The 23804-nt window shown below is 70.5% G+C and carries 21 protein-coding genes; 5 read left to right on the top strand and 16 right to left on the bottom strand.

Features of this window, described 5'->3' with window-relative positions:
• Nucleotides 1-120: 120 nt before the first annotated feature.
• Nucleotides 121-2778, top strand: coding sequence for a S8 family serine peptidase (locus HL189_RS15815; protein WP_369134669.1), 2658 nt, complete (start codon nt 121-123; stop codon nt 2776-2778).
• A gap of 103 nt (nt 2779-2881) precedes the next feature.
• Nucleotides 2882-3412 carry an NUDIX hydrolase family protein gene (locus HL189_RS15810; RefSeq protein WP_369134668.1) on the top strand — a complete coding sequence of 177 codons (531 nt, stop codon included), beginning with the start codon at nt 2882-2884 and terminating at the stop codon, nt 3410-3412.
• 54 nt (nt 3413-3466) lie between these two features.
• On the opposite strand, the gene HL189_RS15805 is transcribed toward HL189_RS15810, so the two are convergent.
• The 4 genes from HL189_RS15805 to HL189_RS15790 form a co-directional block, all read right to left on the bottom strand.
• Nucleotides 3467-4351, bottom strand: a complete 885-nt coding sequence (locus HL189_RS15805) for a hypothetical protein (RefSeq protein ID WP_369134667.1) — start codon at nt 4349-4351, stop codon at nt 3467-3469.
• A complete protein-coding gene (locus tag HL189_RS15800; protein ID WP_369134666.1) occupies nt 4348-4986 on the bottom strand; it encodes a MerR family transcriptional regulator in 639 nt (212 codons plus the stop codon). The genes HL189_RS15805 and HL189_RS15800 overlap by 4 nt, the downstream gene beginning before the upstream one ends.
• Before the next feature lie 93 nt (nt 4987-5079).
• Nucleotides 5080-6663 (bottom strand): amidase, encoded by a 1584-nt coding sequence (locus HL189_RS15795; protein WP_369134665.1) that lies wholly within the window; start codon nt 6661-6663, stop codon nt 5080-5082.
• A gap of 211 nt (nt 6664-6874) precedes the next feature.
• Nucleotides 6875-8110: an MFS transporter gene (locus tag HL189_RS15790; protein ID WP_369134664.1), complete on the bottom strand. Its 1236-nt coding sequence runs from the start codon at nt 8108-8110 to the stop codon at nt 6875-6877.
• A 203-nt stretch (nt 8111-8313) separates the two neighbouring features.
• Between HL189_RS15790 and HL189_RS15785 the strand changes: the two genes are divergently transcribed.
• On the top strand, nt 8314-8862 hold the full coding sequence (locus tag HL189_RS15785; RefSeq protein WP_369134663.1) for a hypothetical protein: 549 nt from the start codon (nt 8314-8316) through the stop codon (nt 8860-8862).
• Nucleotides 8863-9249: 387 nt separating this feature from the next.
• Here HL189_RS15785 and HL189_RS15780 read toward each other — a convergent pair whose 3' ends face one another.
• Nucleotides 9250-9486: a ribbon-helix-helix domain-containing protein gene (locus tag HL189_RS15780; protein WP_369134662.1), complete on the bottom strand. Its 237-nt coding sequence runs from the start codon at nt 9484-9486 to the stop codon at nt 9250-9252.
• Nucleotides 9487-9574: 88 nt separating this feature from the next.
• Here HL189_RS15780 and HL189_RS15775 point away from each other — a divergent pair, with 88 nt between their 5' ends.
• Together HL189_RS15775 and HL189_RS15770 are read left to right on the top strand one after the other, a co-directional pair.
• Complete coding sequence (locus HL189_RS15775; RefSeq protein ID WP_369134661.1) at nt 9575-9805, top strand: ribbon-helix-helix domain-containing protein; 231 nt, start codon at nt 9575-9577, stop codon at nt 9803-9805.
• The gene (locus HL189_RS15770; RefSeq protein ID WP_369134660.1) at nt 9792-10139 is read left to right on the top strand and encodes a type II toxin-antitoxin system PemK/MazF family toxin; all 348 of its coding nucleotides are present in this window, start codon (nt 9792-9794) and stop codon (nt 10137-10139) included. The genes HL189_RS15775 and HL189_RS15770 overlap by 14 nt, the downstream gene beginning before the upstream one ends.
• On the opposite strand, the gene HL189_RS15765 is transcribed toward HL189_RS15770, so the two are convergent.
• From HL189_RS15765 to HL189_RS15715, 11 genes are all read right to left on the bottom strand, one after another.
• Nucleotides 10128-10586: a hypothetical protein gene (locus HL189_RS15765; protein ID WP_369134659.1), complete on the bottom strand. Its 459-nt coding sequence runs from the start codon at nt 10584-10586 to the stop codon at nt 10128-10130. The genes HL189_RS15770 and HL189_RS15765 overlap by 12 nt on opposite strands.
• Nucleotides 10583-11173, bottom strand: a complete 591-nt coding sequence (locus tag HL189_RS15760) for a hypothetical protein (RefSeq protein ID WP_369134658.1) — start codon at nt 11171-11173, stop codon at nt 10583-10585. The genes HL189_RS15765 and HL189_RS15760 overlap by 4 nt, the downstream gene beginning before the upstream one ends.
• A 266-nt stretch (nt 11174-11439) precedes the next feature.
• Complete coding sequence (locus tag HL189_RS15755; protein ID WP_369134657.1) at nt 11440-12042, bottom strand: very short patch repair endonuclease; 603 nt, start codon at nt 12040-12042, stop codon at nt 11440-11442.
• Nucleotides 11985-12602, bottom strand: coding sequence for an AarF/UbiB family protein (locus HL189_RS15750; RefSeq protein WP_369134656.1), 618 nt, complete (start codon nt 12600-12602; stop codon nt 11985-11987). Before HL189_RS15750 ends, HL189_RS15755 begins: the two co-directional genes overlap by 58 nt.
• A gap of 604 nt (nt 12603-13206) precedes the next feature.
• Entirely contained in the window at nt 13207-13824 is a 618-nt protein-coding gene (locus HL189_RS15745) for an antibiotic biosynthesis monooxygenase (protein WP_369134655.1), read from the bottom strand.
• 118 nt (nt 13825-13942) lie between these two features.
• Nucleotides 13943-16336: a DEAD/DEAH box helicase gene (locus tag HL189_RS15740; RefSeq protein WP_369134792.1), complete on the bottom strand. Its 2394-nt coding sequence runs from the start codon at nt 16334-16336 to the stop codon at nt 13943-13945.
• A 9-nt stretch (nt 16337-16345) separates the two neighbouring features.
• Complete coding sequence (locus HL189_RS15735; protein WP_369134654.1) at nt 16346-16717, bottom strand: hypothetical protein; 372 nt, start codon at nt 16715-16717, stop codon at nt 16346-16348.
• A 377-nt stretch (nt 16718-17094) separates the two neighbouring features.
• Entirely contained in the window at nt 17095-20202 is a 3108-nt protein-coding gene (locus tag HL189_RS15730) for a DUF3427 domain-containing protein (RefSeq protein WP_369134653.1), read from the bottom strand.
• 82 nt (nt 20203-20284) lie between these two features.
• On the bottom strand, nt 20285-20980 hold the full coding sequence (locus HL189_RS15725; RefSeq protein ID WP_369134652.1) for an HD domain-containing protein: 696 nt from the start codon (nt 20978-20980) through the stop codon (nt 20285-20287).
• A gap of 192 nt (nt 20981-21172) precedes the next feature.
• Nucleotides 21173-21964 carry a hypothetical protein gene (locus tag HL189_RS15720; protein ID WP_369134651.1) on the bottom strand — a complete coding sequence of 264 codons (792 nt, stop codon included), beginning with the start codon at nt 21962-21964 and terminating at the stop codon, nt 21173-21175.
• A gap of 31 nt (nt 21965-21995) precedes the next feature.
• Nucleotides 21996-23213 carry a toxic anion resistance protein gene (locus tag HL189_RS15715; RefSeq protein ID WP_369134650.1) on the bottom strand — a complete coding sequence of 406 codons (1218 nt, stop codon included), beginning with the start codon at nt 23211-23213 and terminating at the stop codon, nt 21996-21998.
• Between the last annotated feature and the right edge of the window lie 591 nt (nt 23214-23804).

The raw sequence follows: 23804 nt of genomic DNA, 5'->3' as shown, positions 1-23804 counted from the left end.
GTAGCCGCTCGCCGCTGGCGCCGATGGGACGGGGATCCCTGAGAAGGGCCTGTGCGAGAACAGAGGCAGTCGATGCGGCGAGCAGGGGAGCCACGGGGGACGACGTCCCGCGTGCGCCGGATGAAGAGAGCGGTCGCCGTCGTGGCGGCGGCGGCCACCGGGTTCAGCGGGGCGGCCGTCATCGACGCGCTCGCGTTCGACGCCCCCGACATCACCGTGGCCGCCGACTTCGGCGCCCCCGGCGACGGGCTCACCCGCCTGGTCGTCAGCCCGGCCGACGGGGCGGTGACCGACGCCCAGCTCGCGCAGATGCAGGCGACCCCCGGCGTGGTGAGCGCCCAGCGGCTGTTCGACGGCTCCGCGCTGGTCGCCACCCAGGACCTCGAGCCGCAGGACCTCAGCGCCGTCCTGCCCGGCGTCCAGGTGGCGCACTCGGCGAGCGGCACGGTCACCGGCGGGGTCGTCACCGACCCGGCGTGGGCCTCCTACGGCTGGAACCTGCAGAACAACGGCGCCAACGCTCTCGGCCAGTCGACCTCACGGGGCATCGACGTCGCGGCTCCGGACGGCTGGCAGGCCTCCACCGGTCGCGGGATCGTCGTCGCCGTCGTCGACAGCGGGCTGCAGATCGACCACCCCGACCTGCAGGGTGCGCTGTGGACCGACCCGGACGAGCCGTGCGGGCCGGCGGACGCCGACGCCGACGGCTACGCCGGCGACTGCCACGGCTGGAACTTCTACCGGAACTCCGCCGACGTCACCAACGGCGGGCCGGCGAACAACGCCCACGGCACCAGCGTGGCCGGCGCCGCCGCCGCGCGGGCCGGCAACGGCGTCGGCTCGGCCGGGGTCGCCCCGGACGTCACGGTGATGCCGCTGGTCATCGGCTCGGGGATGTCGGTCGACATCGTCGCCGGCGCGCAGGCCATCGTGTACGCGGCCGACCACGGCGCCGCCGTCGTCAACGCCTCCTGGATCAGCAACGGCAACCAGGAGATCCCGATCCTGACTCAGGCGATCGACTACGCGCGGTCCAAGAACGTGGTCGTGGTCGCCGCTGCGGGCAACGACAGCGGCAACCGCGACACCGCGCGGCTCTACCCGGCGAGCCAGAACGCGGACAACCTGATCAAGGTGGGGGCGAGCACCGCGGCCGACACGGTGGCGAGCTTCTCCGCATACGGCGCCTCGACCGTCGACCTGTACGCGCCGGGCCTGTGGGTCTACTCGCCCACGAACGACGGCGGCTACGACTGGATCAGCGGCACGAGCATCGCCGCACCGCAGGTGGCCGCGGCCGTGGCGCTGTACCGGGCACGCTTCCCCGACGCCACGGCGCTCGAGCTCAAGCAGCGGCTGCTCGCCGACACCGTGCCGGTCGGGGCGTACGCCGGCCGGTCGGTCACCGGCGGGCGGCTCTCCCTCGCCGAGCTGGGCAGCACGAGCGACGAGGTCAGCTACTCGTTCACCGGCATGGTGACCGACCCGGGCACGGCCGCCCCCACGGTGACCGTCAACGGCGACACCGACCCCGGCGCCTACTCCGCGACGCTCTCGCTGGGCATGGAGTTCAACGGCGAGGTCATGGCCCTGGCCGACCACCCGATCACGCTGAACGGCGCGACCGTCGCCACCGACGACACCGGCTCGGCGACGTTCCAGCTGGGCAGCCGGTCCAACGTCGGCCCGCTGGTGCTCACGCCGCAGACCGCGCTGGCGCAGGGCCGTTACGTGCTGGTGGTCCAGATGCTGGCCGACGGCCGGCCGGTGGGCCGCGCTGCCGCCGCGCCGCTGCTGGTCGGCGTGCCGCCGCAGCAGGCCGACGAGGACGACTCGGACGGCGGGACGACGCCGCCGGCGGACTCCTCCGACCCGTCCAGCCCATCGACGCCGTCGGGCCCCTCGACTCCGTCGAACCCGTCCGCGCCGTCCAACCCGGGCTCGAACGACCCCTCGGACCCCGCCGACCCCTCGGACCCGTCGGACTCCTCGGGGCCCGCTACGCCGTCGGACCCGTCCGACAGTCCAAACCCCTCGACGCCGTCGGACCCGTCGGACCCCTCCGGTCCGGCCCCCGCTGACCCGGTCGGCCCGTCGACCCCGTCGGGTCCCTCGACGCCGTCCGACCCGTCGGACTCCTCGGACCCCACCGACCCGACGGACACCTCGGACCCGTCCGCGCCAGGCCCGTCGACGCCGCCGGTCTCCTCGACACCGCCGGTCAGGTCCACGCCGCCGGAGTCGTCGACGCCGCCGGCCCCCGAGCAGGTCCCCGGCGGGATCAGGCCGTACGACGGCGCCGGGCCGTTCCGGGTCACGTCGATCAGCCCCTACCGGGTCTCGGTGGACGGCGGCACCCGGGTGACGATCACCGGACGCGCGATCCCGGCGGGCGCCCTGGTCCTGGTCGGCGACACCGGCCGGACCACGGTCGTGCAGTCCTCGACCACGAAGCTGGTGTTCACCGCGCCGGCGATGGCGGCGGGCACCTACGACGTGACCGTGTTCGCGCCGGACCGGGTGACCTCCGACGTGCTGGAGGACGGGCTGGTCTACCTCGCCGCTGCCGTCGGCCCCCCGCCGGCGGACCCCGACGAATCGGCCGATCCGGGCCCCGGCGGCGGCGAGCCGCCGGCCGACGACGACGCGGTCGACGTGCCGCAGGAGTTCGTCGGACCCAACGGCCAGCGGCTGGTCCGGTCGGAGCTGTTCGCCTCGCTGGGCCGAACGATCTGGCGGCTGAACTGCTCGGTCTCCTGCGCGGGGCTGGCTGTCTGATCTGTTTCACCCGGTGCCCCCGTCGCGTTCCCGCGGCGGGGGCACCGGCGTTTCCGGCGCGGTCGCGCGTCGGACTCCGGTGGGCATCGGATAGACAAGGCACATGACCGAGGTGACGAACACCGGCGCTGCCTGGCTCTCCCGCGAGGAGATGGACTCCGCCCGCGAGCGGCTGCCCATCCTGTACGTCGACGCCGTCCCGGTCCGGGTCGACGTCCACGGCACGGTGACCGCGGTCGGCCTGCTGCTGCGCATCGGTGAGGACGGGCAGGTCAAGCGGGCGCTGGTGTCCGGGCGGGTGCTGTACCACGAGCGGGTCCGCTCGGCGCTGCTCCGTCATCTGGAGAAGGACCTCGGCCCGCTGGCGCTGCCCCGGGTGCCGACGTCGCCGCAGCCGTTCACGATCGCCGAGTACTTCCCGACGCCGGGGGTGACGCCCTTCCACGACCCGCGGCAGCACGCGGTGTCGCTGGCCTACATCGTGCCGGTGGAGGGGGACTGCGCCCCGCAGCAGGACGCGCTGGAGCTCACCTGGTTTTCGCCGCTGGAGGTCCGGGAGCCCACCGTGCTGGCCGAGCTGGCCAACGGCCAGAGCACCCTGCTGCTGCAGGCGCTCAACCACGTCGGCGTCTGACCCCACCCCGGCCATGTTGGCCAACATGGCCGGGGTGGGGGTCGCCGGGTGTGGTCAGCGCAGGAAGCCCAGTGGGTCGGTGACGGGGATGCCGGCCAGGGCCTGCAGGGTGAGCAGCACCAGGACGACGGCGTAGCCGGTCGAGGCGACGGCGACGATGCGGAACCTGGTGCGGGGGTAGCGCAGTGCCGGGACCCGGCCGGCCAGGGCCTCGAGGCCGAGGACCAGCAGCGGCAGGGCCTGCAGGGCGTGCATGCCCACGAAGTGCGGCACCCGCAGGTCCCCGCCGGTGGTGGACCAGCCGAGGAAGGGCAGGCCCGGGCCGTCGTCCGCGGCGCCGACGGCGTGCGCCCCGGCCACTCCGGCGAAGTCGTCGAGCTGCTCGGCGGTCGGCGACGTCATCAGGAACGCCACCGCCATGCCGGCCAGCCCGATGACCAGGCCGGCCCGGATGGCCAGCCGCCGGGCGGCGTCGGCGTCCGCGGCGCGCCAGAGCAGGGCCGCCAGGGCCAGGGTGACCACCCAGACCACCGCGATCGACGTCCCCATGACCGACCACAGGGTCGTGGCCAGCGGGGAGGAGACGTTGAAGTGGCTGGTGGTGCCCGCGGCGACCGCGCCGACGATGATGACGATCTCGATGAGCAGGGCGACGGTGACCACCCAGGCCGCGATCCGGCCGAGCCGCTGCCGGCGGGCGGGCAGCCGGTCGAGCAGCCAGGCCAGGGTGACCGCGTAGACGCTGATCGAGATGGCGAACTTCAGCGGCTTGAACCAGCCGTTGCGGCCGGTGATCTGCACCGGGTCGACGAGCGCCAGCGCGGCGGTGACCACGGCGGTCACGGCCATGAGCGCGGCGAGGGTCATCAGCGGCCGGTTGGCCGGCCGGGTCACCAGCGGGCGGGTGTCGGCGGTGGAGGGTCGGTCGAGGACGGTCATGACGGGCTCCCGGGGGTGGGTCCGAAGCGGCGGAAGGTCTCGTTGGCCTGGGCCATCCGGCGCAGCCCGGCGAGCAGGGCGTCGCCGAGCACGGTGCCGACGACGACGGTCTGCGTGGCGACGGCCGGGCCGGCGTCCAGGTTCTTGGTGATGCAGTCCAGGTCGGCGGCGGCGACGATCTCCGCTGCCCGGGCGTAGTCGGGCAGGGTGGCGGCGAGGTCCCCGCGGCCCAGCGCGCGGTACCGGTCGAGCACGGCCGCGGCCGCCGGCACGCCGGGGTTGTCCTCGCACCACTGCCATCCGCGCTCGGCGACCACGTCGAGGACCTGCTGCACCGACTCCGCTGAGGGCGGGGTGGCCGCCTGGGGGAGGGATGCCTGGGCGATGCCGAGCGTGTCGCCGAACGCGTGGTCCGGGTCGTCGGCAGCGGCCAGCACCGCACGGGCCGCCGCGACCGACAGGCCGCCCACCTCGATGAGCGACCGGATCAGGTGCAGCCGGGCCAGGTGCTCCTCGCCGTACTCGGTCTGGTTGTAGCCGGTGCGCTCGCCGGCCGGCAGCAGGCCCTCCCGGGCGTACCACTTGATCGACGCCGCACTGACGCCGCTGCGGGCGGCGAGCTCCGAGATGCGCATGCCGATAGCATCGCTATCGATAGCGCTCCTGTCAATAGGCCGACGACGCGCCTTGGACGGTCCCGTGGCGCGCCGTCGGTCACCCGACTCCGGTCAGGCCTGGAGCAGGGGCGGCAGCACCGAGGAGACCCACCGGGTCTCCTGCTCGTAGGCGTGCGCCATCTGGAGCACGGCCAGGTCGGCGTTGTCCTTGCCGATGAGCTGGATCCCCGCCGGGAGCCCGGCCTCGTTGAACCCGACCGGCATGCCCATGTTCGGCAGGTTGGTCAGCGACCAGGGGGCGACGGTCTCCATCCAGCGGTGGTAGGTGTCCATCGCGCGGCCGTTGATCTCCGTCGGCCAGTGCACGTTCTTGTCGAACGGGAACACCTGGGCGCTCGGGGCGAGGATGTAGTCGTAGGTCTCGAACATCTCGAGCACGGTGGCGTACCACGCGTTGCGTGCGTCGTCCGCCCGGTTGATGTCGAGGGCGCTCAGGCCCAGAGCACGCTCGACCTCCCAGATCTGCTCCGGCTTCAGCATCGCCCGGGTCGCCGGGTCGTTGTACAGGTCGTAGCGGTCCAGCTGGGCCAGGCCGCGCCACGCCATGAAGGTCTCGAAGAGCGCGGCCATGTCCTGGTCGGGCAGCACCTCCTCGACGGTGGCCCCCAGGTTCTCGAAGGCATGGAAGGAGCCCCGGCAGAGCTCGAGGATCCCGGGCTCGGTGGCCAGGTGGCCGTTGTAGTCGCCCACCCAGGCGATCCGGGTGCCCCGGAAATCCCGGTCCAGCGGCGCCCGGAAGATCGCCGGGTCCTCCTCGATGTCCAGCGCCGCGGCGTCGCTCGGGCCGGCCATCACCGACAGCAGCGCGGCGACGTCCCGGACGGTCCGCCCCATAGGCCCGGTGACGGAGGCCTGCGCGATGAAGCCGTTGGCCGGGACGCGCCCCCACGACGGCCGGAAGCCGAGGACGTTGTTGAACGCCGCCGGGTTGCGGAGCGAGCCCATGTAGTCGCTGCCGTCCGCGACCGGGAGCATCCGCAGCCCGAGCGCCGACGCGGCGCCTCCGCTGCTGCCACCGGACGTCCGCGACGGGGCGTAGGCGTTGCCCGTCGTCCCCCAGACCGGGTTGTAGCTCTGCGACCCCAGCCCGAACTCGGGGGCGTTCGTCTTGCCGATCACGATGCCGCCGGCCGCCTTGATGCGGGCGACGAACAGGGAGTCGGAGTCCGCGATGCGGTCGGCGTAGACGGGGGAGCCGCCCGAGGTGGACGGGAACCTCTCGGCGTCGGCGAGGTCCTTGATGGCCTGCGGGAAGCCGTGCATCCAGCCGAGGTACTCGCCCCGCTGCAGCTGACGGTCCCGTTCCCGCGCCTGGTCCAGCAGCTCGGCGTCGTCCGCCATGCCGATGATCGCGTTGACCTCGGGATTGAGGCGGTGGATGTGTGCCAGGTAGGTCTCCATGACCTCGACGCAGGAGACGTCGCGGCGCCGGATGGCCTCCGACAGGTCGAGGGCGTCCAGCATCACCAGGTCGTCGGCCGAGGTCTCCTGGGCCGCGGCGCTGGCCGTCGGCAGGCCGGCCAGCGCCATGCCGGCGACCACCGCGCCGGACGTCGCCAGGAACGTGCGCCTGGAGAAGCCGGCTGTCTCGACCGGGTCGGTGTCAGCGGGCGCGTGCGAGTCGTGCGTCGGCATTCTCTTCTCCTTTGAAGAGGATTCGATCTGGCTTCGTGCGCTAGGACTCCTCGGTGTGGGGGTCACCCCCGGAGGTCTCGGACGTCGGATCGGGCGGTTCGAGGCCCGACATGACGGACGGCGACCGCGTCGATCCCCGGAGTTCGGATTCCCGAGTCTGGACCCCGGCGGCGGGCGTTGGCCATGCCCGATCGAGCAGAGCTGGACCGGCTCAGGCGGGGACGGGCTGCCGTTCGGCGGAGTGCGCCGACGCGGCGTGGGCGATCCCGGCCGCGACCACGAAGGCGGCGGTGACGGCGGGGAGCGCGAGCGCGGCGTCGGCGCCGAGCCGGTCGACGACGAGGCCGGTGACCGCGGACGCGACGGCCTGGCCGACAACGACCGCCGAGCCGAGCATCGTCATGGTCGTCGCCGAGCGGCCGGCGGGGCTCAGCTTCGCGGCGAGGCTGTACTGGGTGACGAGGGTCGGGCCGATGCCGCAGCCCAGCATCGCGAGTGCGACGACGAGGGCCGGCACCGACCGCGCGAGTGCGTAGGTGACCGCCGCGGCGAGCAGCAGCGACCCGAAGGCCAGCCACCGTGCCCGCAGGCTGAACCGCGCCGGGAACGCCGCCGAGGCGAGGGCGAGCGCGGCCGACCCGATGCCCATCACGCCGTAGAGCAGCCCGGCCCGGTCGCCGCTGCCGTCGTCGGCCAGGAACCCGGTGAGCGAGGTGAGGGTCGCGCCGAAGAAGAAGCCGATGCCGAGCGCGCCGGCGACCACGGTGAGCAGCGGGAACCGGGCGAGCTCGCGGACGGGCGCCTGCGCCTTCGACGTCTGCCCGACGGGTGCGAGCCGCCCGGTGGGGTGCAGGGCGAACCAGGTGACGAACACGAGCGTCAGCACCGACGCGCCGGCGATGGCCAGCCACGGGGCGATGGCGGTGGCGAGCAGCCCGACGAGGAAGGGGCCGACGATGAAGACCGTCTCGTCGGCCGCGGACTCGTAGGCCATGGTCCCGTTCACCACCCGCTCGCGGCGGTCCGCGCGGACCGCCCGGCGGATGATGGCGACCAGGCGGGTGCGCGACATCGGTGCGACCTGCGGCGCGGAGGCGCCGATCAGCACCGACAGGGCGAGGACGACGAGGTCCCGGACGGTGCTCGCGACGACGAACGGGAAGGCGCCGAGCAGGGCCGCGTTGAGCAGCCCGATCGGGACGAGCGTCCGGCGCTGGCCGAAGCGGTCGGCCGCTGCGCCGAGCAGGGGACCGGCGAGCGCCGTCCCGAGGCCGGCGGCGGCGGAGTTGAGGCCGCCCAGGGTCAGCGACCCGCGCTCGGCGACGACGAGGGTGAGCACGCCGACGGTCATCATCGCGAAGGGCAGCCGCGCGATGAACGCGAGCGGGAAGTAGGAGAGACCGGCGTGCCGGACGAGCGGGGACTCGGAGAGCTGGGGGAGCGTCATGACCTCTGTGCAACCGGGTGGCGGGGCGTGCCGCCTTCTCCGCCGGAGACACCGGCGGCCGGTAGTTGCACGTTCGAGTACTCCATCGACGATAGCCAGTCGTCGGCGTGGCCAGGGCCGATTCCGGGTGTGATCTTCAGCGAGCCGTTTCCTGAGGCGCGGCTCGGGCAATCCACCAACTCCCGAACCGAGGAGGCCCGGCCATGCCCACGTGGGCAATCGTCGTCATCGTGATCGCCGTCGTCGTGTTGCTGGCCCTGATCGCTCTCGCGGTCGCCAAGCGCAGCAAGGCGGCGAAGATCCGAAAGCAGGAGCAGGCGCGCGAGCACCTGCGCGAGGCGCAGGTCAAGCAGGCCCGCGCCGACAAGGAGAAGGCGCTCGCCGACGAGCAGCTGGCCCGCACCCGGCGCGAGCGCGCCGAGGCCGAGGAGCGGCTGGCGCTGGCCGACAAGGAGGCCCGCGAGCACGCGGCCCGTGCCGAGGCGGACCGGTCGGCCGCGGAGCAGCTGCGGGCCAAGGCGCAGAAGCTGGCGCCCGGCATGTCGGCCAACGACCTGCACCGCGATCGGGACGGCGACCGTCGGGCGGATGCGGTCGACCAGCGGGATGCGGCCGACCGGCCGAACGAGGTGCGGCAGCCGAACGAGGCTCGGCAGGCCAACGAGGTCGGGCAGCCGAACGTCGCCCAGCAGGTAACCGAAGAGCACACGTTCCGCGAGAAGAGCACCGGTCACGGCGCCACCCGCGCCTAACAGCTCGACGACTGCGCCCCCTGCTCCTCAGGAGCCGGGGGCGCAGCCATGTCGAGTCGCTGACGATCGTGGGTCAGCGTCCCCGCGGGAGGTCATCGAGGTCTAAGGCGGCGTGCAGCGCCGCGGTGAGCTCGACCTCCTGCTCCGTAGGAGCTCACCGATCTGTAGGCCGAGGGTCGACTTCGGCACGGTCACGACGTTGTCGCAGCTGACGACGCTGGATGATCGAGTCCGTTGTCCGGACCGACCGGCACCTCGGTCGACAGGCCCGGATCGTGCTGGTGAGCGGTGCGACCGTGGCCCGCGCCAGGTGCGGGCGCACCAGCTCGCGGGTCAGCACCAGCACCGGGCAACTCTCGTCCAGCCGAGCGACGTGGACGGGCCGCATCAGGCCAGGTCGTCAAGGGAGGTCCGGGCGGCGTGCTCGGCCAGCGCATCGAAGTCGTCGCCGTCGTCCCCAGTGGCCAGGATGGCGGCGTCCCGGGCGGACACCTCCCGGCGTCGCTCGCGTTCGAGCGCGCGGGTGACGACGGCCGCGCGAGACGGTGCCTTGCCCTCGGCGACCAGTCGGTCGACGAACTGCACAACTTCCTCGGGGAGCCGGACGGCGATCCGGGTGCTCACGGCGTCACGGTAAGCCCGCCGGTACCACAGTGCGGCACAGGCATTCTCATCCAGGCCGACGAGGTTGCTACCGAGGTAGCATTCCGGTGTGAAGCTCAGTGTCAGCCTGTCCGAGGACGACGTTGCCCTCCTGGACGAGTACGCCCGTCACTCGGGGCTCAAGGGACGGTCTGCGGTGATCCAGCACGCACTCCGGCTACTACGGCACGCCGATCTCGAGCAGGACTATGCAGCGGCATGGGAGGAATGGGAGACCTCCGGCGAGCAGACCGTGTGGGAGGCGACCGCTGCGGACGGCATGGCAGATGCGCCGCGGTGAGATCCGGCTCGTCGACCTGGATCCCGTGCGCGGCAGCGAGGCGGACAAGCGCCGGCCGGCCGTCCTGGTCAGCAACGACCGGGCCAACGTTGCGGCCGCCCGACTGAAGCGCGGGGTTGTCACGGTCGTCCCAGTCACCAGCAACGTCGCTCGGATCTTCCCGTTCCAGACGTTCCTCCCGGCCGCGCGCACGGGCCTGCGGACCGATTCCAAGGCGCAGGCGGAGCAGCTCCGCTCGGTGGCTGCCGAACGCATCGGCCCCGCGCTGGGGCAGGTGCCGGCCGACCTCATGTCCGAGCTCGACGACGCGCTGCGGGTCCACCTACAGCTGTAGGCCGAGAAGGCACAGTGCCGCCCCGGGAACTCGGTGGTGAGGTCCCGGAACGGCGCTCCCCGCGGTGCGGGACCAGGGACGGCGGACGGCGGCTCCGGCCAGGGCCAGTTGACCACCGACCAGGGCCAGTCCCAGCCACATCAGCGACGACGGCGCGGCCGCGTGGTGAATGTGCTCGTGCCCATCTGAGCCGCCGAGCATCTGCGCGTGCAGGACGAGCATCGCGCCGTCCACCAGGGCGGTGAAGCACCACACCGAGCCGGTCGGGTTCTGCCACAGGTGCCAGGCGCACGGCAGGCACGCCGCCGCCATAGCGAACATCACCAACGACCCAAGCGACGCGTCGAGCAGCAGCAGGTGCACCACCGCCGACGCCACCGCCAGGCCGGCGGCCACCCGGCCGAGGGCAACAGCACTCGGCCGGGTGGTCAGGACGGCCGTCGTCACGAGCAGTGGCCCGGCGACGAGGCGCAGTGCGACGAGGTCGACTTTGGAACGCCCAGCGCCGGGTTGCGGTCGAAGAAGCCGACCGGCTTGAGCGTGAAGCCGGAGTAGTCGGTCGGCATGACCGGCCAGCCGATGCCGGCGACGACGACGAGGGTCCACACCCACCAGGGCGGGGTGGCGACGCCGTAGCGGCCGAGCAGGTCACCGATCGCCTGGCCGACGTAGCCGAAGACGGCGCCCTGGATGGTGATGTAGGTGAGGAGCGCGAGCATTGCCGCGCCGAGGCCGAGCGGGCGGTTGAGACCCTTGGAGACGTAGCTGTAGAAGGCACCGGCCTGGGGCACGTGCGGGGTCATCGCGACGAAGCCGACGGCGAAGAACAGCAGGATGACGGCGCTGATCACGTAGGACGACGGGAAGCCGGCCCCGTTGCCGGCGAGGATGCCGATCGGCACGGCCCCGGCGACGACGGTGAGCGGCGCCGCGGCGGCGACGACCATCAAGATGATCGCGCCGACGCCGAGCGAGCCCTTCAGCGTCCTGCTCTCGGCGGTCGTCGTCTGGGCGGGTGGATCGGAGATGGCCATGGGCGGGTCTCCCGAGTTCGCGGCGCCCCGGCGGCGCCGTGTCGAGGCAGACCTTGATCGCGACTCGTTGCGCTCATGTCTTCCCGTCGCGACGTTCTGTCGCATCCCGAGTGCGTTATGTGTCGGTTCGGTTTCTCAGCGCAACCAGTCAGGGGACCTCAACCCAACCGACACAGCCGCGGCAACTGTCCCGAGGTGCCCGAGGTAACGCTCTTTGCGGCGATGGCCTGATGGCTGCGTGGAACCCCGGTTCACCGACAAGACGATCACCAGGCCGACCAGCTCGACGCCTGCCTCGCGAGATTCGCGCCCAGGACTGGGCAGCTCGACGGGGCGAACAACCCGACCGGGTCGGCTGCGTGGTGGCTTCCGTCCGGTCCGAACCGGGCGAGCTCGTCGCCGGGGTGGTGATGAACTCGGGTTCGGGCATGTCGGAGGCCGCCGTCCGGGTCGAGCAGTGCGCGCACTCGCTCGCTGAGTTGCTCGCGTGAGTCCTCCGGTCGCCGCCGCGCCGCATCGAGGATCGCGGCCGCCACGTCGGCCGGTGGCTCGTGCTCCCAGAACCGCAAGACGGTCCAACCGAGGGCCTCGAGCTGTGCGGTGCTCGCGGCATCGCGGGCCCGGTTCATCTCCATCTTGCGGATCCACCAATCCGCGTTGGCCTTGGGCAGGTGGAGGTGCTCCGGACAGCTGTGCCAGAAGCAGCCGTCGATGTAGACGGCCAGCTTTCGGCGAGGTACGGCGATGTCCATCGTGCGCCGCCGTTGGCCCGGGATGCGGTAGGCGACCCGGTAGCGCAGCCCGGCCGCTGTCAGCAGCCGCCGGACTGCGATTTCCGGCTTGTTGTCTCGCCGGCGCAAGCGGGACATGCGCGCCCTGACGTCGTCTGTCGACGCGCCTGGGTGTGGGCCCGGATCGACGATCGGTTCGAGGAGGGGGTCCAACGGCGCGTCTCCGTTCGGCTGCATTGCCACCTCCGTACGGATGCAGCTTGTCTGCTGCCACTGACAGAGGGCGGATCAAGCCAGGCGATCAGGCTGGTGTCCTTTGCGCCGAGCAGGCCAGCCTGCCGCTCGAGGTGCGGGACCGCCGCTTTCGCGATCGGGGAGAGCCTCCGCAGCATGCCGAGATCGGCGACCAGCGCCTCGGCGGCGCCCGGGGGCTGGACCTTGACGGCCACCGGCGTGCCGTCCGAACAGGTGGCGCGGTGGACCTGCCCGATGCTGGCGGCCGCGGCGGGCCGGTCGTCGAAGCCGCGGGATCGTTCGCGCCAGTGCGGACTGAATGACGCTGTGAGTTGCTCGTGGACGCGGGCGGCCGGCATGGGCAGCGCCGCCTCCTGCAACGGGACGGGCGTCTCGCGGTAGGGGCCGGCCAGCTGCTCCGGGAGTGCGGCCTCCGTGCCGGAGAGCGCCTGCCCCATCTTCATGGCGCCGCCCTTGAGAGGGCCAAGCGTGGCGAACAGCTGCTCGGCGATGCGTTGCTGGACCTGTGCGGCGACGAGCTCGGCGGGGCGGCCACCGAGGCGCTTGCCGAGACCGAGCGGTGCGGCCGGCGTAGGCGGCGGGCAGCGCGGCGAGACGCGCCGTTCGGGCGAGGCAGCCTCGTGCCGGCGTCCCCTCGTCCGAGCCCGTCACCGCTACCAGGGGGTGGTGGGCTGGAGCACGGCCTCGGTGAGCGCCTGAGTGCGAAGGTGCGTGCCCTGCTGGCAGTCCGGGTCGGCGACCATGCGGCTGAACGAGTAGCGGCAGGGATAGCGGACGAGCAGGACGGCGGCCCTGCTCGGCGACTAGCGGCGTGCCGCCGTCGCCGGCGTAGACGACCTCGCCGCCGTAACGGGGGAGGAAGGTCTCGGAGAGGGCCTTGGTGTACTGGTCGTAGGACTCGCGGCCGCCCTCGGTGAAGCGTAGCGGGTTGAGCATCACCACGGGACCGCCGGCGTCCTCCTGGAAGTAGCGCTTGAGGTCGGCACCGCGGGTGTCGATCGCCATGGGCTGACGCTCCTGGCGCTCCTCCTCAGGCGGCGACGTCCATCAGACCGTCTCGGGGACGCGCAGGTGGGCGACGGCGAGGTCCATCTCGGCGATGTCGGTGATGCGGGCGCCCATGGCCTGGGAGAACTGCTCGCGCAGGTGCCTGGCGTGCTTGCGGACCAGCGCGAGGGCGTCGCGGGTCTCGAAGGCGGTGACGCTGACCGTGCGACCGGTGCGCCGGTCGACGAGCATGCTGAGGCTGTCGAAGCCCATCAGCTCCTGCAGCCGCGGCATCAGGTTGTGCCGGTAGGCATCGAGCAGCTCGTTCAGGTGGTTCGGCGGGATGCGGGCCCAGGTGACCTGGGCGCCGGCGCCGTCCCCGGCCGGGCGCTCCCGGTGCAGGACGGCGATCTCCCACTCCTGGATGTCGAGGCCCTGGGCGCCGAGGGCCTGCATGAGCCGGATGGGGTGGACGTCCTCGGTGGCCGCGCGCATCGCGTCGGCGTCCGCCCAGGACGTCGTGACGATGCAGCGGCCGCTCTCGCGATCGGCGAGCATCGAGAGGCCGATGCAGCCGTCGATCTGCTGGATCGCCGGCATCACCTCGTCGCGTGTGAAGGCGATGCCGGCGTCGAGGTTGTCGGGGTCGGCCTTGATGGTGGTGGATCGAGCGTGCATGCCGCCGCACCTTCCGCTCGTGGCGGCGCCCCGGTGGCGTCGCCACTAGGGCTCACCTTGGCTGTGATCGATTTCTGTCGCAATGCCTGCACGGGACGGGGTGCCGTCGCGACCGCGATCACGAAACGTACTGCTCATCGATCCTCCCGTGGCGCAGCAGCGGTCGGAACTGGCCGGGCGCGCGGCAGGCAGACTCCGACCCGTCCGGGCCGTCCGACTGGATCAGCAGGCCGGCCTCGGCGAGCACGCGGAGCAGGTCGATGATGACCTTGCTCGCATCCTCGGTCTTGACCACACCCGGCAGCCCGGCTGCGTCCGTCCGCAGGTAGCGGCCGAACGCGCCGCGCCCGGTCAGCGCCAGGCGCCCGCGCGGGCCGCCGGGCTTGGAGGGGCGCGGAGCGGCGTGCCCGACCTCGACCAACCGCTCGTCCTCGGACATGGCCCACGGCTCGATGAGCTGCTGACGGGACTCCTTCCGCAGCCGCTCGAACCCCTCCTCCGGGAGGCAGTCGACGTCGATGGCGCGGACGCGCCGAAGCTCGTCGAGGAGGATCCGGCCCAGCTCCTCGCGGTGCGCGGCGGAGATCTGGTTGAGCAGATAGGTGCCGGTCCACGACTCGTCGTCCGCGGCCAGCTCCTTCAGGTCGCGGTAGTCGACCCGGAGCAGACCGGTCTGCTCGAGGTTGGGCATGGTCACGCGCCAGCCCCGCTGCAGGTCGACGTACAGCTGGTACTCGACCACCGCGCGCAGCGCTCGCTCCGCGGCCGCCTTGGCGCTGAACTTCGCCTGCGGGTTGGCGGAGAAGTCCACGGTCTGCAGGCCGAGCGACTCGGTCACCGCACCGGCGATGGTGTCGTGCGTCAGCCCCTCCGGGCCGGCCTTCTCCAGCGCTGCATGCAGCGCCGCCCGCAGCTGACTGACCTGGACGAAGTCGTTGAAGTGTCCAGCCTGAAGGCTGGCATCTTGCCGGTTGTCGACGAACGTGAGCAGCTTGCGGGCGTCCGAGTCGAGGTCCTCGAGGGGCACGGAGCGCAGGTGCCGGACGATGGACGCGCTGAGCAGGGTGACGGCGCTGGACCGTCCCTCGGAGTCCAGCGTGGCGAGCTTGCCGAAGTCCTGGCCGCGGACCTGTTCGTACGACACCCCGCAGCGCATGCAGAAGGCGAACGGAGTGGACACGAACCACGCGGGAAGGCCAAGACCGGCGTTGTCCAAGGTGCCGTCCGGCAGTACGGAGACCTTCTCCGGCAGGTACTTCCGCTTGCTGTCGAGGATCTCGATCCGGTCGGTGTCCGGGTCGGTGACCAACCACGACTCGGGCAGCCGCCCGGTCGCCAGGGGGTCGTTAGGCCACGGCAGGTCGGACGAGACGTACAGGTAGCCGGTGATGCTGTCCCCGCCGCTGGCGTCGACGTCCCGGCGGGAGACGAGGGCACTGCCGCCGTTCTGCTTCACCTTCGCGACGACCAGGTACTCCTGACCGCACTCGCGGCAGAAGCCCAACGGCAGCAAGGCCTTGTCGGGGTGGCCCGGAACGGTCACCTGGTAGGTGCCAGTGATGTGCCGGGTGTCCTCCGGCTCCAGGGAGACGTACACGGTGTCGCCCTTGGACAGGAACTGGTGCAGCCGGAACGCGAACACCGGACGGTCGATGACCGGCTGGCGGACACGGGAGCCCTCTTCGAGCACCCGGCGCAGTGCCGTCCGGCAGGCCTCCTCGGGATGCCCGGTCAGCTCGGCGAGGGTGGTAGCAGCTTCGGGGAGGGTGGTGGGCGCCCGGCGGACGAGCCGATCCGTTCCTGCCTCGTGGTCGAGACCGAAGGTCATCTCGATCCAGCCGGCGAGCGGGTCATCGACAAACTCGGCGTGCCTGCGTGTCTGCTCGGGGCCCTGCGCCGCCGAAACGGCTGCGCGGAGCTGTTCTGCCGTCGGGGCGGTCGCAGTGGTGGCCCGGGTGAGGGTCTCGCCGATGACGCGTTCGGGAGTGACCTCCGAGCCGAACAGCCGGGTGGCGACGTCGGCCACGATGGCGTTGCGTTCGGCCGTGGTCCCGGCGCTCGCCATCGTGGCGCTGGTCCCGACGATCTGCAGGTCTTCGGCCGCGCACTGGTCGCGGAGGCGACGGATCAGCATGGCGACGTCCGCGCCTTGGCGGCCGCGGTAGGTGTGGAGCTCGTCGAGCGCCAGGAAGCGGAGGCCCTGCGCTGCCCGGACGAGGTGCTTGCGCTCGTCCGGTCGCGTGAGGACCAGCTCGAGCATCACGTAGTTGGTGAGGAGGATGTCCGGCGGCTCGGCGAGGATCCGGCGGCGCTCGTCGGGGCTTTCCTGGCCCGTGTACCTCGCGAAGGTGACCGGTTCGCCGCCTTCGGGATAACCGAAGCGCAGGAACTTCTCCAGCTCGCCGACCTGGGAGTTGGCCAGGGCGTTCATCGGGTAGACGACGATCGCCTTGACGCCGGGCTGGCGTCGTCCGCCGTTGGCGTCCCGGCCGCGAAGGACGGCGTCGACGATCGGGATGATTTAGGCCAGCGACTTACCGGATCCCGTGCCCGTCGTCAGGACGTAGCTCTTGCCAGATTGGGCTACCTCGACGGCTTCCCGCTGGTGGCAGTGCAGGATGATCGGGTCGCGCCCGGCGTCGGTCATGTCGGACTTGCGGCGGAAGATCCGCTCTGCTTCGGGGTGGAGGAGCCCCTCGCCCACCAGCTCGGGCACGGAGCCACCGGACGCGAAGGAGGGGTTGAGGCTCAGCCAGGGGTCAGGCCACTGAACGCCCTCGGCGAACTGCTGGTCGACGAACTCGGTGATCCGCTCGTCGCGGACCCGCACGAAGCCGGAGGTGAACGCGCGGTAGTCCGCGATCACCTGCTCGTGGACCTTGAAGACGTCCAAAATCAACCCATCCCCGTTTCGATACTGACGTAACCCTGGGGTGTTCGCTCGGTCACTGCAGGCAACGTCCCTCGCAGGAGGGGCGTATGTGACACGGGGTTCGAACGAGGACTGTGATCTCGGGCTCGGTGGTTCGTCGCGTCGCGCAGTCGGCCCCACGGCGTTGCGGCGTTCAGTGGCATGGCGGACGAGGTCACCCGGTTGTCGTTCCGGCGGTGAACAGTCGCCGGGTCTAAGTCGTCGCCGATCTGCACCGATCGCGGTGCTCTGCAAGGAACCGGTGGTGGCCGACCCGATCGCGGGCGGATGTGGGCTGGTGCCACAGCGTCTCGGCGACCGACCAGGTCAGCTTGGCGCGCGGGCCCTGCGTGTATACGTCAAGCGACTTTGGCCGCGTGGAATACGTCGCCGGGAAGCGCGTGGTCGAGGTGCCACAAGATCCGCATCGGGCGCTCGCCGGAGTGCGACACGTAGGTCATGGGGCCGGCGTACAGGTACGGCGGCGTGCCGAGTGTGCCGTCAGCGGTCTTCGACTCGCGGACGAACAGGTGCACCGACGTCCCCATGTCGCGGTGGTGGACGTAGCGCTGCCCGGTCTTGGACGCTTCGGCCGTTGTGTTCTGCGACTCCCACTGAAAGAGCGTCGGTGAGATCGCGTGGTCCGCGTACATGGTGGTGGGGGAGAAGTGTGCCTCCGTCTTCACCAGCGTCACGAAGAAGACGTCCGCCTGGTCGCCAGGCACCCAGCGCACGCCCGATCCCCACGTGCCGTTGAGGTCCTCAATCCCGAACGCTGCCAGGACTTCGTCCCGGCTGTAGCGGGCGTGCACGTGCAGGGGACGGGATCCCGTCAGCTCAAGTGCCGGCGCCACCCGATGGATGCGGTCCTGCAGTACCCCGGTCAGCTCGACGAGCTCCTCGGGGCGGCCGGGGTTCGCGAGCAGTCGGGAGAGCGTCGCCTCCACGCTGCTGAACGGCGCGCGCGAGCCATACAGCGAGAAGTGCAACATGGCGGCCATCCGACGGACTCGCTCGGACGACGCTTCCTCGCTTGTTCCCTGTTGGGGCAGCGTGCGGATGAATCGCAGCCGTTCGAGGTCGTCGATGTGCAACATGCGAGCGAAGGCACTGCCCAAGTCGCGGTCGTCGGGTCCTGGCTCGGCGACGTCCCAACCGGCCGAACGCTTGAGGTCGAGCCAACTGCGTCCGGTCCCGCGGTACAGATCCTCGACCACAACGCCGGTCTCCTCGAGGAACGACGCCATGCTCGGACCCGTCAGAGTCCGCGCCTCGTTGACCAGCCCCTTCCACGACACGGTCAGCGACTGCCTGATGTTGTCCAAGACGATGCGCTGTGCGACCCGGTCCAGTTCGATGTGACAGCCGGCAGGGAGCGTCGGAAACTCCTGCTCGACCTCGCGCTGAAGGCCTCGTCGGGATGCGCCGGTGAGGGCCCGGAACCGCAGGTCGAAGCGGAACTCCTTGTGCTGTGCGCCGATGAAGTCCAGCACGGTCAGGCACGCCTTGCCCTCGGAGAGGCGCAGCCCCCGCCCCAACTGCTGGAGGAAGATCGTCGCGCTCTCCGTGGGACGGAGGAAGAGGACTGTGTCGACCATCGGGAGATCGATGCCCTCGTTGAAGAGGTCCACCGTGAAGAGCACGCTCACGGTGCCGTCGCGGAGGGCGGCCAGGGCGGCGTTGCGGTCATCGCTGATGTTTTGAGACGTGATCGCGAGGCTGCGGATGCCGGCCTTGTTGAACCGAGCGGCCATGAACTCGGCATGCTGGATGCTCACGCAGAAGCCCAGTGCGCGCATCTGACCTGGATCCGCGATCTTGTCCTGAACGGCTTGAAGGACCAGTCGGACTCGGTGGTCGTCCCCGGTGTAGAGGTTGCTCAGCTCCGTGACGTCGTAGCCGCGGCCGCGCTTCCACTGCAACTGCTGCAGCGCGACGTCGTCATGGATACCGAAGTACTGGAACGGGGCGAGCAGTCCCGCGTCGAGCGCCTCCCACAACCGCAGCTCCACCGCCGTCCGGCCGTCGAACCAACTGCGGACGTCGGCGCCGTCCGTCCGCTCAGGAGTGGCTGTCAGCCCGAGCAGGACCTTGGGCCGGAGGTGCTCGAGTAGTCGACGGTAGGTCGCCGCCATGGCGTGGTGGAACTCATCGACGACGACCAGGTCGAAGCGCGTCGGGTCCAGCTCCGTTGAATCCAACTGTGCGAGCGACTGCACGGATGCGAAGACGTGTTGCCACTCCCGAGGGCGCTCACCGTCCACGAGGAGTTCGCCAAAGTCACCGCGGCGCAGCACGTGCCGGAACGTCGAGCGGCTCTGGGTCAGCAACTCCTTGCGATGGGCCACGAACAGAACGGACTCGACCGAGCCGGCGGCGCGAAGGCGGCGATAGTCCAGTGCGGAGACGACGGTCTTCCCGGTCCCAGTCGCCATGACGACGAGATTGCGCCAGCGGTCGTGAATGGTGCGCTCGGCGTCAAGTTTGTCCAGGATCTCCTGCTGATAGCCGAACGGACGGACGTCGAGCGTCGCGACCTCGAGGGGCAGGTCTCTGCTGCCGCCGCGCTCGACGCTCAAGGCGCGTCGCAACCGGTCGCCGTCCCGACCAGGCTCGTACGTCTCGAAGGACGGGTCCTCCCAGTAGCCGTCGAACGTGTCGGCGAACATCGCCAGGAGGTGTGCCTGCTCGACATTGGAGAGCCGGACGTTCCACTCCAACCCGTCGGTCAGTGCGGGAGCAGACAGGTTGGACGAGCCGACATACCCGGTCGACAGCCCCGTCGAGCGATGGAAGAGCCAGGCCTTCGCGTGCAGCCGCGTCGTCCTGGTCTCGTAGGAGGTCTTGACCTCCGCGCCGAGCTCGACGAGGCGGTCCAAGGCTCGCTGATCCGTCGCGCCGATGTAGGTGGTCGTGATGACACGGAGCCGGCCGCCGCGCTGGCGGAGGTCGGTGAGCCCCTTCTCCAGGACGCGCAGTCCCTGCCATTTGATGAAGGCGCACAGCAGGTCTACCCGGTCGGCGGAAGCGAGCTCGCGGTTGACCTCATGGCCGATCCGCGGCTGTCCGCGCCCGTTGACCAGTAGCGCGCTCGCAGACAGCGGTACTTCGGGCCGTTCAGGGAAGGTGATCGGGCCTGGCGTGTTCGGCGGGCTGACCACCGCGAGTACCGACCGCGCCGGCTCTGCGATCGCGTCCTCTGGGGCCGCAGCGGGGGAAAGTGCGCTGACGGCCTTGACGATGCTGTTTGCCAGGTCAACCTGTCGGGCCACGGCGGCCTGGTCGTCGCCACCTGCCGTTCGAAGGGCTCGGTTCACCACCCCGGCAACGTGACGTGTCAGCGCCTCATGAGCTTCGGCAGGGTCGAGGGTCGCAAGCTGCACCAACGAGGCATCGGTTGCCGAAACTCGATCGGCCAACTCCGACGTCACCAAGTGCTCGTAGATGCCCGTGCGCAGATCCCCCATGTGCTCAACGTAGCCGGGCCGTTACGGGATCCTGCGCAGCCCGCTGATGGCGCCCGAAAGCTGGCGCTTGGTGCGGCGACGCTCAGTCGCCGGGTCGGCAGCCGCAGTCCGGGAGCCCGCTGGTGATTGAGTCACGGTCGGCGTCTGCTGCCGCCACGAGGTCCTCGACCGCGCGGTGCAGCGCGATGGCGATGCTGGTTTCGGGCACGCGCTCGGTGACCGCGGCGTCGACGCTGGTGTAGTACCAGAGCAGTTCGTGCTCGCAGGCGTTGAACGTCGACCAGAACTCCGAGCCGTAGGTGCGCAGATCGGCCGCGATGCACGATCCGTTGTGGATCTTGTCTGCCGCCGTCACCAGCAACGCCTCATCCGACTTCTTCGCCTTGTCGCGCAGCCCGTCGATGTAGGCGCGCTTCCGCTCCGCCCACGGGGCCTTGCCCGCGGTGGTCTCGTTGAGCGAGTCGCTGCAGGCCTCGACGATGTCGGCGACAGTCTCGCCGAACCGCTCCCGGATCTCCCGCAGGACGGTCAGGCCCTCACCGGCCGGCGCGTCCTCGACCGCGTCGTGCAGCAGGGCCGCGATCGCCTGGCCCTCGCTCCCACCGTGCTCTAGGACTATCGCGCTGACGCTGATGAGGTGTGACATGTAGGGCACCCGGGAGCCCTTGCGAAGCTGGTGCCGGTGGTGGGCTGCGGCGTAGGCCAGGGCTTCGTCGTATCGCTCGCCGAGTGGGCCGGCGCCCAGCTGGTTGCGGGTCTCAGGAGTTGCTGACGCCATGAAGTGATTTCTGCTTCCTGTAGGTCATTGAGAAGCGGATCGCCGGGCCGTGATGGCGGCGACGACGTTGTCCACCGTGGCGGCCTGGTGAACTCGCCGCGAGACAGTTGCTCCCCGATCTGGTCATCCGTCGCTTTGAGCGCGAGCCGGCGCCTGACAAACCGCCCGAGCCGGCAGTCCGCTGCGGGCGGATCAGAGGTGAATGCTGCCAGTTTGGCCGAAGCGGCTCTGCAAGAACGCCTGTTGTTCGTCCAATTTGGTCAGGTCCCCGCTACCCACCGATCGCATCATCGAGGTCAATTCACGACTGATGGTGTCCACGATCTGGCGAGCCGTTTGGTTGGCCCGTGCAGCGTCCTCCGCGGTGACCAATTGCTCGGGTGTCACCGCAGTGACCACGCGAACCGACGACGGGACATAATCGCTGTGCATCAACTCCACGGCGATCAATTGGTCACCAACTATGCCCTTCTCCCGCGCGGTCGCCAGCACGGTCCAGCTGTAACCGACGATTCTCTCCAGTCCATCCCAGATGTCCGAATCGATTCGGTGATCCGGCGGAGCGTAGTGGAACCTTGCGGCGCCGAAGCGGACTTCGGTGAGGAGAGCGTCCCGGGTCGCCAGGTCACCGCCAGAGGCCGACGCTGACACCTGGCCTGTCGGTGGTGTATCCCGCGGGTTCATCGGAATGCTGAGCCCATGTGAGTCCTGGCTTGCGCGCTTGGAGTTTGTCAGCCAAAAGGCACGGAAACTCGAGACGCCCCATCCAATGCACATCAATATTCCAGCGGCGTCGGTCAATTTGCCGTCATCCGTCTGGGCAACGGGGCTCATCACGAGCAGGAATAACGCAAAGTAGGCCGCCGCCTCGGCGGCCAGCGGGATGGAACGTCGCCGCGCAGCCAAGAACCCGTACGTCAACCAGCTGAAGAGCCCGAAGGTCAGAACAGGAACGAGTGCCCAGGCCCACCGACGCGCCTTCATCGTTGTCCTCCGGTATATAGCAACGTGGACCTCACGACGGATCCACACGCGTCGACCGGGCGAGGTAGGGCTTGGCTCGCTCCATTTGGCCCTCCAGCCGAGCGACTGTGCCCTGCATGCTGGTTGCAGCCTGAGCTCGGAAACGGTCGAGTTCGTCCATGGCGGCGAAGACGTCCGTGAACGCCTGCTCCAACTTTGCGATGTCCACCGTGCTGCTGGCGGCCTGCTGCTGGATTGCGGCTCCTTGCGAGCGCAGGAGCGAGGCGTTGTTGGCGATCAGCTGGCTTGTCGTGGCGTTGAGCGCCGAAATCTGCTCCAGTACCAGCTTCTGGCTGGCCAGCGCCTGCGACGCGATGACGGCCGTGCGCAGGGCCGAGAGCGTGGTGGAGCGAGCGCGGTCGACGCCGCGGATGAGCTCGGAGTTGTTCTGCTTGACCATGTCCATGGCCAGATAGCCCTGAGCGGTGACGGCCAACTGGGTGAGCACGTCCGTCCGACGCTGGCGGATCGCGAAGAGGACTCGGCCCTGAAAGTCCTGGGCCACCTGCGGGCGCGTGTTCTCCAGCTGGAGGCGCTTGGTCTCCGCCGCGTCGTCCAGGGACTGCAGGACGAACGCCCACTCGCTGAGCTTCTCCATGGCCGCGTACATCTCGCGCCGTTCGGTGTCGATCGCCGCGTTGTCCTTGCGGAGTTCGTCCTGCCCAGCGACGAGCGCCCGTGTGATGGCGTCGAGGTGTGATTGGGCCGACCGGTACTTGTCGAAGTAGCGGTCGATCTGCTTGCCGAAGGGGATGACCCCGAAGAGCTTCCGTGACGCGCCCAGATTGGTGCCTGACGGACTCAGGTCCTCGATGGTGTGTCGCAGGTCCGCAAGCGTCTTGGAGACCTTGCCTTGCGCCGTGTCCGGAGCTTTGCCGTTATTCCCCTCGAGGGCCGTTGCAGGCCGCTGGAGCATCCGGTTGGCCAGGTTGCCGGCCTGCATGATCTCCGCTCGGCCGAGGTCGGCCAGTTCGTCGACCTTCTGGCTCATCTCCGGGCTGTTCGGCTGCAGCCCGGAGATGGCCTCGACCTCTTTGTGGGCCATCTCCCTGAGCTGCGTCCGGCGGTCGTCAGAGATCGGCAACATTCCTTCGGCCTGCTCGGGTTCGATGACCGCGACCTCCGCCGGCGGGGTGAGCGCAAGTGGCGGCGTCAGCTTGGGCGGGGCTGCTTCGGTCGTCGACGCCGCCGGCTGGTTGATGTCCATCATGTGGCTGTGTCCCCAATGAGCGCTGCAGAGTTGCGTGAGCGGGAGTTCCGGGTGAATCGGAACGGTCGGGGGACGTTAACTCTGCCGCGGCGGTCACCCGGGGTATGACGCCCACTCGCACTACCGCCCGTCACCGCCGTCCCATCAACCCCATCCGTGCCGGGTTGGCACTCGCCGCCGGTGTGGTGCGAGCGCGATGCCCTGTCCCGTGCGCGGCTCCGCGCCTGTGAGGCGCGCGTGCGGTCAAGGAAGATGGGCATCGGGCGGGGCCAGGCAGTCATCCCACCCGACGTGCGTGGTCTTGAGGCCACGCTCGGGCCCGGGGCGGCGATCCATGTTGCTGGACTGGGCGCCGGGACGGCGGCCACCGCGCTCCAGTCGATGGAAACACCGCCCTGTTGCGGCGGCGGTCGCCGCGACGAGCAGTGGTCTGACCAGGCGCTCGGCACGGCCCCACCCGCTGATCCGGTCGTTCGGCGTGCCGACTGGCCGCTGGAGAGCAGCGCCCCGCATCGCCCTGCTGCAGACGCGCATCCCAGTCATGGACTGGCCACGGCACATCCCCCGAAGGGGGAGCCCGCCGCCGCAGAC

Origin of the sequence: Modestobacter sp. I12A-02662 (assembly GCF_041028325.1) — a bacterium.
Lineage (GTDB): Bacteria > Actinomycetota > Actinomycetes > Mycobacteriales > Geodermatophilaceae > Modestobacter.
Note: the sequence above shows the minus strand (reverse complement) of the source record. Positions and strands in the feature narration are given on the sequence as shown.